Origin of the sequence: Streptomyces sp. NPDC049585, from assembly GCF_040675615.1 — a bacterium.
In the GTDB taxonomy this organism is placed as follows: domain Bacteria; phylum Actinomycetota; class Actinomycetes; order Streptomycetales; family Streptomycetaceae; genus Streptomyces; species Streptomyces luteosporeus.
In genome coordinates this window covers 149,176-164,098 of sequence record NZ_JBFAPE010000008.1, presented here as the reverse complement: position 1 = coordinate 164,098, position 14,923 = coordinate 149,176, and the positions used below count along the sequence as shown (strand labels likewise).

14 protein-coding genes are annotated in these 14,923 nt (G+C 74.3%); 5 read left to right on the top strand and 9 right to left on the bottom strand.

Features of this window, described 5'->3' with window-relative positions; genetic code table 11:
* The first annotated feature begins 45 nt into the window (after positions 1-45).
* Positions 46-1,629 (top strand): MFS transporter, encoded by a 1,584-nt coding sequence (locus AB0K17_RS12665; RefSeq protein ID WP_365982950.1) that lies wholly within the window; start codon positions 46-48, stop codon positions 1,627-1,629.
* 27 nt (positions 1,630-1,656) lie between these two features.
* Positions 1,657-2,037, top strand: coding sequence for a VOC family protein (locus tag AB0K17_RS12660; protein ID WP_365966595.1), 381 nt, complete (start codon positions 1,657-1,659; stop codon positions 2,035-2,037).
* A gap of 55 nt (positions 2,038-2,092) precedes the next feature.
* On the opposite strand, the gene AB0K17_RS12655 is transcribed toward AB0K17_RS12660, so the two are convergent.
* From AB0K17_RS12655 to AB0K17_RS12640, 4 genes are read right to left on the bottom strand one after another with little or no spacing between them, the layout of a single operon-like run.
* Positions 2,093-3,367 carry an AarF/ABC1/UbiB kinase family protein gene (locus AB0K17_RS12655; protein ID WP_365982949.1) on the bottom strand — a complete coding sequence of 425 codons (1,275 nt, stop codon included), beginning with the start codon at positions 3,365-3,367 and terminating at the stop codon, positions 2,093-2,095.
* Between the two features lie 22 nt (positions 3,368-3,389).
* Complete coding sequence (locus tag AB0K17_RS12650) at positions 3,390-4,541, bottom strand: FAD-dependent monooxygenase (RefSeq protein ID WP_365982948.1); 1,152 nt, start codon at positions 4,539-4,541, stop codon at positions 3,390-3,392.
* On the bottom strand, positions 4,538-5,020 hold the full coding sequence (locus AB0K17_RS12645; RefSeq protein WP_365966598.1) for an ester cyclase: 483 nt from the start codon (positions 5,018-5,020) through the stop codon (positions 4,538-4,540). The genes AB0K17_RS12650 and AB0K17_RS12645 overlap by 4 nt, the downstream gene beginning before the upstream one ends.
* A 4-nt stretch (positions 5,021-5,024) precedes the next feature.
* A complete protein-coding gene (locus AB0K17_RS12640; protein ID WP_365966599.1) occupies positions 5,025-5,474 on the bottom strand; it encodes an ester cyclase in 450 nt (149 codons plus the stop codon).
* Positions 5,475-5,588: 114 nt separating this feature from the next.
* Here AB0K17_RS12640 and AB0K17_RS12635 point away from each other — a divergent pair, with 114 nt between their 5' ends.
* A complete protein-coding gene (locus tag AB0K17_RS12635; protein WP_365982947.1) occupies positions 5,589-6,539 on the top strand; it encodes a Rieske 2Fe-2S domain-containing protein in 951 nt (316 codons plus the stop codon).
* A gap of 7 nt (positions 6,540-6,546) precedes the next feature.
* Positions 6,547-7,491 carry a Rieske (2Fe-2S) protein gene (locus AB0K17_RS12630; protein WP_365982946.1) on the top strand — a complete coding sequence of 315 codons (945 nt, stop codon included), beginning with the start codon at positions 6,547-6,549 and terminating at the stop codon, positions 7,489-7,491.
* Here the strand turns inward: AB0K17_RS12630 and AB0K17_RS12625 are convergent.
* On the bottom strand, positions 7,461-8,822 hold the full coding sequence (locus AB0K17_RS12625; protein WP_365982973.1) for an MFS transporter: 1,362 nt from the start codon (positions 8,820-8,822) through the stop codon (positions 7,461-7,463). The genes AB0K17_RS12630 and AB0K17_RS12625 overlap by 31 nt on opposite strands.
* A 102-nt stretch (positions 8,823-8,924) precedes the next feature.
* Here AB0K17_RS12625 and AB0K17_RS12620 point away from each other — a divergent pair, with 102 nt between their 5' ends.
* Positions 8,925-9,479 carry an XRE family transcriptional regulator gene (locus tag AB0K17_RS12620; RefSeq protein WP_365982945.1) on the top strand — a complete coding sequence of 185 codons (555 nt, stop codon included), beginning with the start codon at positions 8,925-8,927 and terminating at the stop codon, positions 9,477-9,479.
* 162 nt (positions 9,480-9,641) lie between these two features.
* On the opposite strand, the gene AB0K17_RS12615 is transcribed toward AB0K17_RS12620, so the two are convergent.
* The 4 genes from AB0K17_RS12615 to AB0K17_RS12600 form a co-directional block, all read right to left on the bottom strand.
* Positions 9,642-10,880: a cytochrome P450 gene (locus AB0K17_RS12615; protein WP_365982944.1), complete on the bottom strand. Its 1,239-nt coding sequence runs from the start codon at positions 10,878-10,880 to the stop codon at positions 9,642-9,644.
* Positions 10,881-10,891: 11 nt separating this feature from the next.
* Positions 10,892-12,340 carry an alpha/beta fold hydrolase gene (locus AB0K17_RS12610; RefSeq protein ID WP_365982943.1) on the bottom strand — a complete coding sequence of 483 codons (1,449 nt, stop codon included), beginning with the start codon at positions 12,338-12,340 and terminating at the stop codon, positions 10,892-10,894.
* Positions 12,337-13,677 (bottom strand): alpha/beta fold hydrolase, encoded by a 1,341-nt coding sequence (locus tag AB0K17_RS12605; RefSeq protein WP_365982942.1) that lies wholly within the window; start codon positions 13,675-13,677, stop codon positions 12,337-12,339. The genes AB0K17_RS12610 and AB0K17_RS12605 overlap by 4 nt, the downstream gene beginning before the upstream one ends.
* A gap of 142 nt (positions 13,678-13,819) precedes the next feature.
* Positions 13,820-14,893 (bottom strand): class I SAM-dependent methyltransferase, encoded by a 1,074-nt coding sequence (locus tag AB0K17_RS12600; protein WP_365982941.1) that lies wholly within the window; start codon positions 14,891-14,893, stop codon positions 13,820-13,822.
* Between the last annotated feature and the right edge of the window lie 30 nt (positions 14,894-14,923).

The following is a 14,923-nucleotide window of genomic DNA, read 5'->3' as shown; positions in this document are numbered from 1 at the left end:
CCCGAGGAAGCCCGAGGAGAACCGAGGAGAGGGGCACGCTCCGCCATGGCTCACGATCCGCACCCCGCCCCCACCGCCCCGACCGGCCGGGGCACCCCCTGGGTGGTGCTCGTCGCCGTCGCCCTGGGCACCATGATGGAGGCCCTCGACGGCACGGTCGTCGCGGTGGCCAACCCCGTCATCGCCGTCGACCTCGACACCGAGCTCACCAGCCTGCAGTGGGTCACCAACGGCTACATGCTCGCCGTCGCCAGCGCCCTGATCACCGCCGGCAAACTCGGCGACCGCTACGGGCACAAGAAGACCTTCCTCGTCGGCATGGCCGGCTTCGCCACCAGCTCCGTCCTCGCAGGGCTCTCGGACAGCATCGGCCTGCTGGTCTTCTGGCGCGTGCTGCAGGGCATCAGCGGCGCCCTGCTCGCCCCCAGCGGGCTCGCCGTTCTCAAGACGGCCTTCCCGAAGGACAAGCTCAAGGTCGCCATCGGCGTATGGAGCGGTGTCGGCGCCCTCGCCATGGCCGCCGGCCCCTTCATCGGCGGCGTCACCGTCGACCTGCTCGGCTGGCGCTGGGTCTTCTTCGTCAACGTCGTGGTGTGCGCCGCGGCCCTGGCCCTCGGCGCCTGGGCGATCAGCGGCGTACGCCCCGAGGGCGCCGGCCGCTCCTTCGACACCCCCGGCGTTGCCCTGCTGACCGGGGCCCTGTTCGCCTTCGTCTGGGGCATCATCCACGTGCCCGGCCACGGCTGGACCCACCCCTACCCGCTGCTGTCGTTCGCCGCGGCGCTCCTGCTCGCCGCCGCGTTCGTCCTGCGCGAGCACAAGGCGGCCCAGGCGCTGCTGCCGCTGTCGCTGTTCCGGCTGCGCGCCGTCTCCACCGGCACGGCCGCCCTGCTCATCGGCGGCTTCGCCACCTTCGGCGCCTCCTTCTACCTCGCGCTGTACCTGCAGCAGGTGCACGGCTTCAGCCCCATGCGGGCCGGCCTCGGACTGCTGCCCTTCACCGTGCTCTTCGGCGTCGGCGCACCCACCGGCGCGGCCCTGAACCAGCGCTTCGGCCCCCGGGTGCCGCTCGCCGCGGGCCTGACCCTGATCGCCGTGGCCCTGCTCGGACTGTCCCGGGTGACCGAGGACTCCTCGTACCACGCCCTGTGGCCCTTCCTGCTGCCGCTCGGCGTCGGCATGGGCATGGTCGCGCCCACCGCCATCGAGATGATCGTCGGCAGCGCGCCCGGCCACCTCGCCGGCGTCGCCTCCGGCCTGCAGCAGACCGCCCTGATGCTCGGCGGCGTCCTCGGCACCGCCGCCCTCGGCTCCGTCATCTCGGCCAAGGTCTCCGGCGTGCTCGCCGGCCACCTCGCCGACGCCGGCGTGGGCGAGCCCCTCGCGGCGAAGCTGCGCGGGGCCACCGAGGTCGTCGCCCAGGGCGTCGTCCCCGTCCCCGACGGCACCGCGCGCCCCCTCGCCGAGGCCGCCGCCCGCGCCGGCCACGCCGCCTTCATGGACGGCTTCCACGTGGCCATGCTCGCCGGCCTGGCCGTCGTCGTCGCCGGCGCGCTGATCTCCCTGCTGGCCCCCCGGCTCGAAGCCGCCCCCGCGGCCCGCGCCGGCGAGGCCGCCACCACCCACTAGGAACGACCACCAGAGGAGAGAACCCCCGTGATCTCGCACATCGGTACGGTCGACGTCTTCGTCAACGACCAGGACAAGGCCATCGACTTCTACGTCAACACCCTCGGCTTCGAGCTGCGCGCGGACCACAGCATGGGCCCGGTGCGCTGGGTGGAGGTCGCCCCTGCCGGCGGCCAGACCCGCATCGTGCTGTGCACCAAGGACTTCCCCGTCTACCAGGAAGGCCGCATCGGCGCGTTCACCGACATCCAGCTGATCACCGAGGACATCAAGGCCACGCACGAGGAACTCACCCGCAAGGGCGTGCGCTTCACGGCCGAGCCCCAGCAGATGCCGTTCGGTGCCACCATCGCGAGCTTCACCGACCCGGACGGCAACGGGTTCAACCTGGTCCAGCCCGCCGGCTGAGCACCACCACCGGACGCTGCCGCCGCCTTCCCCCGGGGCGGCGGCAGCCGCCTGCTCACGCGCCCGTCACGACGCCCACCTGCTGGAAGTCCGCCCCCGGCCACAGCCCGCGCACCGTGCTCTCCAGGATCATCAGGGCCATGATGGGGAAGGCGAAGTCCGAGGCGGCGTAGACCCGGTGGGCGCTTTGCACCTCGAAGACGCCGTTGCCGAAGTACGCCATGTCGAAGGCCTTCCCCGGCCCCGCGCAGCGGCCCACCAGCGCCGCCACGTCCGCGACGAACGCCTGCGCGGCCCGCCCGGACAGCTCCGTCCCCGCGCCGGCCGTGCTCGCCAACATCACCTCGCCGCAGGTGCGCCCGTCGCCCGCGGCCAGCGCCGCGAAGAAGGTGCCGATCAGCTTGCGCACCCGGTCCGGCAGCCGGACGCTGTAGCCCGCGTCCAGGATCACCGCCCGCCCCTGCGGCAGCAGGTACACGTTCCCCGGATGCGGATCGCAGTGCACGAAGCCGTCCACGAACAGCATCCGGTGCGCGGCCGCCAGCACCGCCGACGCCAGGCGCGCCCGCTCGCCGTCCGGCAGCGTCCGTGGCGTGTCCGCATCCAGCCCGGGCACGAAGTCGAAGACCAGGCACGTCGGCCGGCACAGCCCCGGGTGCAGCGCGGGCACCTCCACGTCCGGCATCGCCGCCAGGTTCGCCCGCAGGGTCGCGATGTTCTCCTGCTCCCGGCCGAAGTCCAGCTGACCGAGGATCGCCTCGCTGACGTACCCCACCAGATCCGCCATCGGCATCCCGCGCAAGAGCGGCAGCCGCAGCCGCTCGGCCCCTCGCACCAGGGCCCGGATCAGGGCCAGGTCCGCCCGCATCACGCCGTCGATGCCCGGCCGCTTGAGCTTCAGCGCCACCGCCCGCCCGTCCGGCAGCACCCCGCGGTACATGCACGCGATGCTGCCGCCCGCCACCGGCACCGGATCGAGCGAGGCCAGGAACGGCGGCACCGCCCGGCCGTACGCCGCGCGCCACGCCCGCTCGGCGTCCCGCGGCGCGATCGGGCGCACACGGTCGTGCAGCCGCGCCAGCTCGTCGCACAGTGCCCCCGGCAGCACGTCCCGCCGGGACCCCGCGATCTGTGCGAACTTCACGAACGTCGGCCCCAGCGCCTGCACCCGGCGCGTCAGCCTGCGGTACACCAGGCGCCGGGCCCGCGCCCGGCCCCCGGTCAGGCGCACGACCGCGCAGGCCGGCAGCGTCAGCGCCGCCTCCGCGACCACCGCCACCAGCAGCGCGCAGCCGCGCGCGACGACCCGGTGCGCGGGAGGACGGTCCATGGGGATCCCCCTTGAAGGAAGCTCAGGCGTCGAAGGCGAAGGCGGTGCGCAACGCACCCACCTGTGCCGCGGTCGGCATCGCCCGGATCAGCCCGTCGCGCACGGCGACCAGCGCCGGGTTGCGCCACTGGCCGAGCCGGCCCATCCAGTGCGACTGCACGGTCACCCCGTGCGCCCGCCGCCGGCGCGCCAGCGCGTACGCGCGCAGCGCCGCGGGAACGCCCGCCGTGCCCCCGGCGGACGCCAGGCAGCGCGCCAGCACCACCGCGTCCTCGAACGCCTGGCAGGTGCCCTGCCCCAGCGCCGGGGCGCTCGGATGGGCCGCGTCCCCGGCCAGCGTCACCGCCCCCACGCCCCAGCGGCGCAGCGGCCGACGGTCGACGATGGCGGTCACGGTGACGTCCGAGGGGTCGGTGGCGGCCAGCACGTGCGGCACGGGCGCGTGCCAGCGGCCGAAGTCCCGTGCCAGCACGGGCAGGCACCGCGCTGCGGTGGGCGGCGGCCCGTCCGAGGAGGCGAACGCCGCGAACCAGTACATCCGCCCGTCCGGCAGCGGGAACAGCCCGAACTGCCGCCCCGCCCCCAGCGTCAGCAGCGCCGGATGCCCCGGATCGGACCACTGCGCCACACCGCGCGCCACCGCGTACCCGCACGGGCGCAGGTCGTCCCCGCCGAACAGCGAGCCGCGCACCCGCGAGCGGATGCCGTCCGCGCCGATCAGGACGTCCCCCTCCTCCTCGCCGCCCCCGTCGAGCACCGCCGCCACCCCGGCACGGTCCTGCCGCACCCCCACGCAGCGGGCGCCGAAGCGCACCGCGCCCGGCGGCTGCAGCGCCCACAGCGCGCGCAGCAGGTCGGCGCGCAGCAGTGCCCGGCCCGTCCCCCCGCACCGCGACCGCAGCACCGCCCCGGAGACGTACTGCAGGGTCGCCCCGCGCGGGGTGCGCATCGCCAGACCGTCGGCGGGCGCGCTCGCCGCCCGTACGGCAGCGGCGGCGCCGATCGCCTCCAGCGCGGTGAACGCGTTGGGCCACAACGTGAGTCCCGATCCGGGGGAGCGGGCGCCGCCGTCGCGCTCGACGAGACGGACCTCCAGCCCGGCGCGGCGCAGCAGCGCCGCCACCGCCAGGCCCGCCGGGCCGGCCCCGACGACCAGCGCCCGCAGACGTCTCACCCCCGGTCCCCGGGCCCCTGGTCCCACATCGACGCCCAGCCGCCCGGCGTGCCGCCGGGCTCCGCGGCCAGCAGGTCGGGAATCTTGGCGACGTCGAACACACCCCAGTGCTCGGCGATCCGGCCGGCGCGGAAGCGGAAGGTGTTCGAGCCGCCGATGGCGAACGTGCGCCCCGTCGGCGGCAGCCCCATGAACTCCCCGGTGTGCTCGAAGTGCAGCAGGATCGCCTGCGCCAGCAGATCCCCCTCGCACACCGACGTGAGCACCTCCACCCGGCGCGTGGTCAGCGCCCCGGCCGCCTGGCCGAAGCGGTGCGCCACCCCGTCCCGGCCCGGAGGGTCCCACGGCGGGGCGAAATGGTCGACGAAGTCGGGGGTGAGGACCTCCCGGATCACCGCGAAGTCCCGGGTGAACAGCACGGCGCCGCGGAATGCGCGGACCGTCTCCTCGTACGCGGCCTTGCGGCTCCCGCCCGTCATGGCCTCAGGCCGTCGCCCGCAGCAGTTCCGGCGGCAGCAGCCCGAGCTGTTCGAGCAGGTAGAGGCCGTCGGCCACGCCCCAGTGCTCGACGACCCTGCCGTCGGCCAGGCGCAGCTGCCCCAGCAGCGGGCAGCGCACCCTGCGCCCGGTGGGCGCGAGCCCCAGGTACTCGCCCTTGTGGGTGCCCTCGACCGTCAGCCGCGTCGCGACCAGGTCGCCCTCCGCGACCAGACTGTGCACGACGAGCCTGAGGTCCGGGAACGCCTGCATGAACCGGCTCATCTCGGCGGCCACGTCGACGGCCGGCAGCCGCTCGCCGTCGCGGCCGTGGTGGACCATCTCCGGCGCCCAGAAGCGGGTCATGGCCGCGAGGTCGCCGCCGTTCCAGGCATCGATCAATTGCCGGACGACTTCCTTGTTCGCTTCCTTGTTCGCCTGCTCGGTTGAGGCCATGGCAAGAAGGCTAGGCGGGCGGCCGGGGACCGCCTTCTCCCAGATTGCCAATCCAACGTGCCGTGGGGGCCGAGCTGTTGACGCTCGCAAAAGGCCGCGGAAACAATTCCCGGCATGCTGCGCGAGGGCGAGAACGGGGTCTTCAGCCAGAGCTGGTTCCCCCTGTGCCTGTCGGCCGACGTGGGCCCCGGATCCGTTGTGGGAGTGGACTTCCTCGGCGGCCGCGTGGCCGTCTACCGGGGAGCTGCGGGCGGCCCGGCCCGGGTGCTGAGCGCCTACTGCGCCCACGTCGGCGCGGACCTGTCGGTCGGCGACGTGGTGGGGGAGCGGCTGCGCTGCCGGTTCCACCGCTGGGAGTACGAGGGGTCGGGACTCTGCGCGGCCACCGGCATCGGGGATCCGGTGCCGCGCGGCGCGCGGCTCTTCCGCTTCCCGTCCGTCGAGCGGCACGGCATCGTGTGGGCCTTCAACGGCGACAAGCCCCTCTTCGACTTCCCCCGGCTGCCGTACCCCGACGACGAACTGGAGGAGCGCAACTCCTCCCTGGAGGAAATGCCGGTCGAGCCCTGGCTGGTCAACGCCCACACCATGGACCTGCAGCACCTCTCGCAGTCCCACGACTTCACCCTGGACGCCGACCCCGGCGACAGCGTCCACATCGACGCGCACTGCGTGGGCTTCCACCTGAAGGCCACGATGCGCAGCGGCGAACGCTTCGACGTCGCCGTCGACATCCACGGCACCAACATCTTCCTGCAGACCGGCACCGTGAACGGCCGCTGGTGCTACTGGCTCACCGGCCTGACCATCCCGCGCCCCGGCCACTCCCGCGCCTTCTTCGCCTACGGCGTCCGGCGCGGGGAGGGCGACGCGGCCGGCACCCGGGCGTTCCTCGACAACGCCCACCAGGCCATGCTCGGCCTCTACCACGACGACACGCCCATCCTGGGCTCCATCCGCTTCCGCCCCGGCCTGCTCACCCGCAGCGACCGGGCCCTGGCCCGCTACCTCGACTACCTCCGCGACCACCCCAGGGCCAACCCCGCGCACGACTTCATCACGTGAGGCGACGATGAGCCGATCCGTACCCGGCGAAGGAGAGGACGGGACCTTCAGCCGGAACTGGTACCCGCTGTGCCTGTCGGACGAGGTCGGCCCGGGGACGGTGCGGGGCGTGGACCTCCTGGGCGACCGGGTGGTGGTCTTCCGCGGCGCCCGCGGCGGGCCGGCCCGGGTGCTGAGCGCCTACTGCGCCCACGTCGGTGCGGACCTGTCGGTCGGCGACGTGGTGGGGGAGCGGCTGCGCTGCCGCTACCACCGGTGGCAGTACGACGGCTCGGGGCGGTGCGCGGCGACGGGCATCGGCGACCCCGTACCGCCGGGCGCACGGCTCCTGCGCCACCCCTCGGCCGAACGCCACGGCATCGTATGGGCCTTCCACGGCGACAAGCCGCTCTACGACCTGCCCACGCTCGGGCACCCGGACGACGACCTCGTGCTGCGGCACACCGTCCTCGACGAGGCCCCCGTCGACCCCTGGATCGTCGCCGCCCAGACCATGGACGTCCAGCACTTCCTGCTTCAGCACGACTTCGCCCTCGACCCGGCCCGGGGCGACCCCAACGACGCGCTGACCGCCGGTCCCTACGTCATGGGCTATCCGCTCGCCTTCCGCACCCCGGACGGCAGCCGCCTGGAGGTCCGCGTCGAGATCCACGGCACCAACGTCTTCCGCCAGACCGGCACCCTCGACGGCCGCTGGTTCTGCTGGCTCACCGCCCTGCGGTGCGTGAGGCCGGGAGTGTCGCGCCCCTACTTCGTCCTCGGCGTGCGCAAGGGCGACGAGGACCTGCTGGAACGGGCCGCGGGCGTGATGACGGGCATGCTGGCCGACGACGCCCCGGTGCTGCTGACCATGCGGTTCCGCATCGGCCGCCTGACCCGCAGCGACCGCACGCTGGCCCGCTACCTGCACTACGTACGCCGCTACCCGCGCGGCGCCCCCGCCACGGCCTGAACCCGGGCCCCGCGCCGCGCCCACGCACCGGCCCCCAGCGCGATGCCCAGCGCCAGCACGACCAGGACCGCAGCGACCGCGAAGGTCACGTGCATCCCCGTGGCCACCGCCCCGGCCGGGGCCGTGGCCACGTCCGACGCCGACGACGCGAGCGCGAACACCGCACCCATCACCGACGTCCCCGTGACCAGCCCCAGATTGCGCGACAGATTGAGCACACCGGAGACCACACCCCGCTGCTCCGGTCCCGCATCCGCCATGACGGCGGTGTTGTTCGCCGTCTGGAACAGCGCATAGCCGGCCGTCATGACCACCAGCGGCGCCAGATAGCCCACGACCCCCAGCGACACGGGCAGCACCGACAGCGCGAACGCCCCCGACGCCGTCGCCGCCAGCCCGGCCACGGTCACGCGCCACGCACCCAGGCGGTCCACGATCCGGCCGGCCGGCACCCCGGTCAGCGCGGCCACCAACGGCCCGACCGCCACCGCCAGCCCCACCCGCGCCGCATCCAGCCCGAGCCCCCGCGCGAGGTGGAACGGGCCCACCACCAGCGTCGTCATCATCACCGTCGAGACCAGTGCACTCGTCGCCAGGCTCGCGCTCAGCAGCGGATCGCGGAACGTCGCCGGCCGCACCAGCGGCGACGCCGCCCTCCTCTCCACCACGACGAACACCACCGCCCCGCAGCCGGCCACCACCAGCAGCACCATGCGCCCCGTCGTCATGGCGAGCGCGTACGCCCCGAGGGTCACCGCCAGCAACAGGGTGCCCGCAAGGTCGAACCGGGGCCGCCGCCCCTCCGCGCCGGACTTCCCGCCGCCCGCGGGCAGATGACGCCGCGCTATCAGCACCGCCGCCACCCCCAGCGGCACCTGGGCCCAGAAGACCGCCCGCCAGCCGAACCCCGAGATCAGCAACCCGCCCAGCGACGGGCCCGCAGCCGTACCCACCGCCGACATCGTCCCCAGCAGCCCCATCGCGCCGCCCGTCCGCTCGCGCGGCACCGTCTCACCGACGAACGCCATCGTCAGCGCCATCATCACTGCCGCACCCGCACCCTGCGCGGCCCGGGCGAGCACCAGCACCCACAGCGCCGGTGCCGCCCCGCACACCGCCGACGCCGCCGTGAACACCCCGATCCCCGCCAGCAGCAGCCGCCGGCGACCGATCAGATCCCCCAGCCGCCCGGCACCCACGACCAGCGTGGTGACGGCCAGCAGATACGCCAGCACCACCCACTGCACGTCCCGGAACGGGGCGGCGAAGACGCCCGCCAACGTCGGCAGGGCCACATTGGCGACGCTCGTCCCGAGCGACGACACCAGCATGGACAACGAAAGACCGGTGAGCGCCCACCGGACCGAAGAAGCTCTTGACATGGACCCCAGCGTCGATTCCCGGCAGCGGACGAGAACAGTAGTCTTGCCGCTATGGCAAACGACGATGCCGCCGTCCTGGCCGCCGTGGGCCCACGACTGCGGGCCCTGCGCACCCGCCGCGGCATCACCCTGACCGCGCTCGCCGCCACCACCGGCATATCGCTGAGCACCCTCTCCCGCCTCGAATCCGGCCACCGGCGCCCCACGCTCGAACTCCTGCTGCCCTTGGCCCGCGCCTACCAGGTCCCCCTCGACGACCTCGTCGGCGCCCCACCGGTCGGCGACCCGCGCGTACGCCTCAAACCGCACGCGCGCTCCGGGGCGACGATCGTGCCGCTCACGCCGTACGCGGGAGGCGGCGGCCTGCAGGCGTTCAAGATGCTCATCCCCACGACGCGTTCGTCGCCCGACCTGCGCTCGCACGGGGGATCCGAGTGGCTGTACGTGCTCAGCGGGCGCGTGCGGCTCGTGCTCGGCGACCGGGAGATCGTGCTCAAGGAGCGGGAGGCGGCACAGTTCGACACGAGCACACCGCACTGGTTCGGCAGCACGGGCGCCGTCCCGGCGGAAGTTCTGAGTGTGCACGTGTCGCCTGCGGCGGGCTGATCCCCCACCCCGCGGGGCTGGGGCGCGTCCGGCGGATCATGCGGTGCCCCGAAGGGGCGCGGGGAACTGCGCGATCAGCCGGCGACGGCCCGCAGCTGACACGCCACCCCGAGGGGGTCGACTGCGGGCGCGTCGTGGCTTGTCGCGCAGTTCCCCGCGCCCCTACGGGGCGCCCACCGGCGTGAAGCGCACCGGCAGCGTCTCCAGCCCCCGTAGGACCCCCGTCGGCCGCCACCGCAGCGGCACCGACTCGTCCAGCACCACATCCGGCACCCGCCGCAGCAGCGTTCCCACCGCCGCCCGTCCCTCCATCCGCGACACCGGCGCTCCCACGCAGAAGTGGATGCCGTGCCCGAACCCGAGGTGCGTGCGGTCGCCGCGCGTGACGTCGAGCCGGTCGGGGGCCGGGTACCGCCCGGGGTCGCGGTGGGCGGCCGCCATCCCCACGGTCACCAGCGATCCCGCCGGGATCACGACGCCGCCGATCTCGACGTCTTCCGTGGCGACCCGCAGCATGGCCCGCTCGACGGGCCCGTCGTAGCGCAGGAACTCCTCCACCGCCTGCGGCAGCAGCTCCGGCCGCCGTTGCAGGAGCCGGAGTTGGTCGCGGTTGCGCAGCAGCGCGAGCATGCCGTTGCCGATGAGGTTGACGGTGGTCTCGTGGCCGGCGACGAGCAGGAGCCCGGCGGTGGAGATCAGTTCCTGTTCGGTGAGCCGTCCCTCCTCCGTCGTGGCGACGACGAGTGCGCTGAGCAGGTCGGGCTGGGCCTCGGTGTCGTCGTCGGCGGTGCGCAGGGCGCGGCGGCGTTCGGCGACGAGGGCGGTGAAGTACTCGCGCAGTCGCCGGTTGGCCTCGGGCGGTGTCATCGCGGAGCCCTCGACGTACGTGGGGGTGACCGCGGCGGTGCTCCACAGGCGGAAGTCGGCCCGGTCGGCCACGGGCACGCCGAGGAGTTCGCAGATGACGGTGATGGGCAGGGGGAAGGCGAGCGCCGGGATGAGGTCGGCGGTGCCGGCGGGGGCGAACGCGTCGACGAGCTCGTCGGTGATCTGCTGGATGCGCGGCTGCATGGCCTCCACCCGCCGTGGAGTGAAGGCCTTGGCCACCAGCCGCCGCAGGCGCGTGTGGTCGGGTGGGTCGCTGTTGAGCATGTGCGGTTCGGAGCCCTCGCCGCCCTCGGGGTACAGGCCGGAGCGGCGCAGGGCCTCCCAGGCGTGTTTGGGGTCGCGGGAGAGGCGGGGGTCGGCGAGGGCGGCGCGCGCGTCCTCGTAGCGGGTGATCAGGTAGTGCTCGATGCCGTTGGGGTCGCGGATGAGGTGGACGGCGGCCTCGGCGCGCAGGCGCGCGTACAGGGGGTAGGGGTCGGTGCGGTTCTCGGGCGCGTACAGCTCGTGCGGCACGGCACGCCTCCTCATACCAGCGGCCGGGGGTTGGGGCAGACGAGGTCGCCCGCCGGCAGCGTGCCGTCGACCAGGTAGGCGGTGACGACCTCGTCGGCGGCCGGGTTGCCGTAGAACGGGAAGACCCGGTGGTGTGCGGTGTCGGCGACGGTGACGAGGCGCGAGTTGTGCCGCAGTACCTCGTGCATGCGCACGGCCGCCGCGTGCGGGGTGGACATGTCCTCGGCGGCCTGGACGAGCAGGATGCCCGGCGCCCGGTTGCCCGCCCCCAGCGCCGTCACCGGCTCGGCGGGCGGCACCGGCCAGAACGCCGGGGCCTTGATGCCCGACAGTGCGGCGCCGGTGAACGGGTACGCGCGGGCGGCCCGGGCCATGTCCCGCTCGTACGGGCCCAGGCGGCGCGGCCACGCCCGGTCGCCGGCCAGGATGGCCAGCTGGGCCACCGTGCCGCTCTCCTCCTTGGGCTGCCCGAACATCCCCGCGAGGAATGCCATGGTCGCCGGCTCCAGGGCCGCGCCGTGCACGGCACAGCGCAGGATGTCGCCGAGGAAGGCGTAGTTGTGCTCGCTGTTGAGCATGCCGACGACGATCAGCCGGGCGAGGGTGCGGTCCAGCGGGAAGCCCGCCACGGCCACCGGCTCGTCCGCGTCGACCTTCGCCAGCAGCCGGTCGTACGCCGCCCGCACCTCGCCGGGCGCGGCGCCCAGGCCCAGCTGCTCGTGGCGGGGCGCGGCCCAGCGCGTCCAGCGGTCCAGGCAGCGCTCGCCGTTGGGCGGGAAGTCGGTGAACAGCCCGCGCCAGACCCAGTCGGGGCTGCAGATGCTGTCGAGCACGACGCGGTCGGCGTGCTCGCCGAACATCTGCGTCCACACCGCGCCCAGGTACGTGCCGTAGGAGTAGCCCAGGTAGGAGATCCGCTCCTCGCCCAGCGCCCCGCGGACGACCTCCATGTCCCGGGCGATGTTGCGGGAGCTTGCGTACGGCAGCAGATCGCGCGCGTGCTCGGCGACCTTCGCGGCCACCTCCGCCTGGAAGCGGACCTCGTGGCCGAAGTCGCGCGGCTGGTGGAAGACCCAGAACCGCTCCTCCGGCTCCAGCCCGCACACCACCGGGCTGCTGCGGCCCATGAAGCGGTGGTCGAAGGCCACCACGTCGTAGTGGGCGAGCACCTCCTTCGGGAGCGTGCGCACCAGCTGGGCGCCCAGCAGCGTTCCCCGGTTGCCCAGGTCGTCACCGGGGCCGACCAGCAGCACCCCGCGCCGCCGCTCGGGCGCGGTGGCCTGCGAGCGGACCAGGCCGAGCGTGAGGGTGCGCCCGCCGGGCGCGCGGTAGTCGAGCGGCACCGTCACCTCGGCGTACTGCAGGCCGGCCAGCGCCTCCTCGTCGGGCGCGGACCAGCGCGGTGACTGGGACTGGAAGTGGCGAATGGCGTCCAGGTCGGCCAGGTCGTCCAGGGTCATGGGGTGCTCCGCTGCGCGTCGGGGAGTTTGCCGCTCAGGAAGTAGGCGGTGACGGCCTCGTTCGTCGGGGCGTCACCGAGGAACGGGAAGACGCGGTGGTGCGCGGCACCGGCCACCGTGATCAGCCGCGAGGTGTGCGGCAGCAGCGCATGCAGCCGGGCGGCGCCGCGGGGCGGGGTGAACATGCCGCGCTCCGTGCGCACCAACAGCACGCTCTCCGCCCGGTTGTCCGCGCCGAAGGCGGTGACGGGCTCGCGCGGGGCCGCCGGCCAGAAGGCGCCGGCCTTCGGCGCGGCCATCGCCGGCCCGATGAACGGACGCCGGGCGGCCGCCTCGGCCATGTCGCGGCGGTACGTCTCCAGGTCGCGCGGCCAGGGCGCGTCCCCGCCCAGGATGCCCAGCTGGGCCACGGCCCCGCTCTCGTCCTTGCCGCGCCCGAACATCGCGCCCAGCGCCTGCCGGGTCTCCTCGCGGGCGTCGTCGCCGTGCAGGGCCGCCCGCAGCAGATCCCCGAGGAACCCCCAGGCTCCGTCGCTGCCGAGCAGCACCATCGTCAGCAGCCGCAGCATCGTGCCGTCCACCGGCGGCAGAGGGGCGGTCACGACCACCGGCTCCCGTCCGGCGCGCGCCACGAGCCCGTCGAGGGCGGCACGCACGGCCCCGGGCGTGCGCCCCAGGCCGAGGTGCTCGTCCCGGAGGGCGGCCCAGCGGGCCCAGTCGTGCAGGGTGACCTCGCAGCTGTCCGCGTAGTCCAGGAACATCCGCCGCCAGACGGAATCCGGGTCGATGACGCTGTCGAGGACGACGCGGTCGGCGGTGCGGCCGTACATCTGCGTCCAGACGGCACCGAGGTAACTGCCGTAGGAGTAGCCGAGGAAGGAGAGGCGCTCCTCGCCGAGGGCCAGGCGGATCGCGTCGATGTCGCGGGCGATGTTGCGGGAGGTGAGGTACGGCAGGACGTCGCCGGCGGCGTCGAAGCAGCGCTCGACGACGGCGCGTTGCCAGGCGGCCTCGGCGTCGACGTCCGCTGTGGGGGTGTGGAAGATCCACAGCCACTGGTCGGGGGTCAGTCCGCAGGTCAGCGGGGCGCTGCCGCCGCTGAAACGGTGGTCGAAGCCGACGAGGTCGAAGACGTCGAGCACCTCGGCAGGCAGGACCGGCAGCAGCTGGGGCACGAGATGGGTGCCGGGATTGCCGGGATCGTCGGGCGCGACGAGGAGCGTGCCGATCCGCTGCCCGGGGGAGCGGGCGGGGTGGCGGACGAGGGCAAGGTCCAGGGTGCGGCCGTCGGGGCGCGCGTGGTCGAGGGGGACGGTGACGGTGAGGTGGTCGAGCACGGGGGCCTCCTTCCTGTCCGGCGATCGAGGACAGGCGGGGGTGCAAGGGGGCGGCAGCCCCCTTGGGAACCGGGGGCACCTCCCAGCGGTAGCCGGGGGAGAAAGGGCGGGGTGGGGGAGAAGCCTGTTCGCAGGCGCCCCCTCACGGGCGGATCTCGTACAGCGCGTTCAGCGGCGTCGGCGCCGGCAGCCGGCGTACCCGGCTCAGCCCCGCTCCCGCGCACAGCGCCCGCAACCGCGCCTCCGTCAGCCCCAGCATCCCTGCCGGTTCCGCCGCCCCCGCCGCCCGTGCCGTGGGGAGGGAGTACAGCACGCTCGCCCCGTACAGCAGGGCCGCGGCCGGACCGCGGTTGCCGGCTGGGGCGTCGGCGCCGTTGCTCTCCAGGAGCAGCAGCACCCCGTCGTCCGCGAGGGCCGCGCGCACCGCGGTCAGCGCCTGTGCCGGGTCGGGCGCGTCGTGCAGGACGTCCAGGGCGAGGACCAGCGCATGGTCGCCCTTGCCCGGCAGCAGGTCCGTCGCCCGGCCGTGGACGAACTCCACGCGGTCGGCGACGCCGGCGCCCACCGCCTCCTGCCGCGCGTGCTCGACGTTGAGCGGCAGCTCGTCGTAGCCGGTGAAGCGGGAGCGCGGGTAGGCGCCGGCCAGCAGGACCAGGGCCCGGCCGCCGCCGCTGCCGATGTGGGCCACGGGGGCGCCGGCGGCGAGCCGTTCGGCCAGGCCCTCGACGGCAGGAACCCATTGGGGCAGCAGCAGTGTGCCCAGCCAGCTGCCGCTCATCTGCCACATGGTGTGGAAGAGTTCGCCGGGGTAGCGTTCCGGCGCGATGCCGTCGCCGGTGCGGAAGGCGGTGGCGACGGGCCCGAGCATGGAGCCGAGGGCGGGCACGAGCCGGGCCGCGCCGCCCATGAAGAACGGCGACTCCTCGTGCGCGAGCACCGCCGCGTTCTCGGGCGGCAGCGAGAACACCTCTCCCGTTGCGTCGGTGCGCAGGTATGCGGCTGCCGCGAGGCCGTGCAGCCATTCACGGACGTACCGCTCGTCGAGACCGGTGCGGGCGGCGAGTTCCGTACTGCGGGAGGGGCCGGCGTCGGCAAGGGCACGGAAGAGGCCGAGCCGGACGCCGAGGGCGCACAGGGCGGCGACCATGCCGCCGCCGACGTCGGCCATGAAGCGGGTGACGAACGATTGCGCGGCCGTGCTGTCGCATCCGTCCATGCCGCCCGACTGTAGTGACCGGCCGGGCGA